This window comes from Escherichia sp. WS568, from assembly GCF_046486085.1.
Taxonomy (GTDB): domain Bacteria; phylum Pseudomonadota; class Gammaproteobacteria; order Enterobacterales; family Enterobacteriaceae; genus Escherichia; species Escherichia coli.
Genome location: NZ_JBJQMC010000082.1, coordinates 1 through 592, shown reverse-complemented (window position 1 = coordinate 592; position 592 = coordinate 1). Strand labels below are relative to the sequence as shown.

The window sequence follows — 592 nt, the reverse complement described above, 5'->3', positions numbered from 1 at the left end:
GGCACTGTTGCAAATAGTCGGTGGTGATAAACTTATCATCCCCTTTTGCTGATGGAGCTGCACATGAACCCATTCAAAGGCCGGCATTTTCAGCGTGACATCATTCTGTGGGCCGTACGCTGGTACTGCAAATACGGCATCAGTTACCGTGAGCTGCAGGAGATGCTGGCTGAACGCGGAGTGAATGTCGATCACTCCACGATTTACCGCTGGGTTCAGCGTTATGCGCCTGAAATGGAAAAACGGCTGCGCTGGTACTGGCGTAACCCTTCCGATCTTTGCCCGTGGCACATGGATGAAACCTACGTGAAGGTCAATGGCCGCTGGGCGTATCTGTACCGGGCCGTCGACAGCCGGGGCCGCACTGTCGATTTTTATCTCTCCTCCCGTCGTAACAGCAAAGCTGCATACCGGTTTCTGGGTAAAATCCTCAACAACGTGAAGAAGTGGCAGATCCCGCGATTCATCAACACGGATAAAGCGCCCGCCTATGGTCGCGCGCTTGCTCTGCTCAAACGCGAAGGCCGGTGCCCGTCTGACGTTGAACACCGACAGATTAAGTACCGGAACAACGTGATTGAATGCGATCATG

Annotated in this window: 1 protein-coding gene; it reads left to right on the top strand. The window is 53.9% G+C overall.

Features of this window, described 5'->3' with window-relative positions:
* Positions 1-63: 63 nt before the first annotated feature.
* The coding region (locus ACJHWR_RS25305; protein WP_060617161.1) for an IS6-like element IS26 family transposase at positions 64-592 on the top strand (529 nt) is incomplete at its 3' end.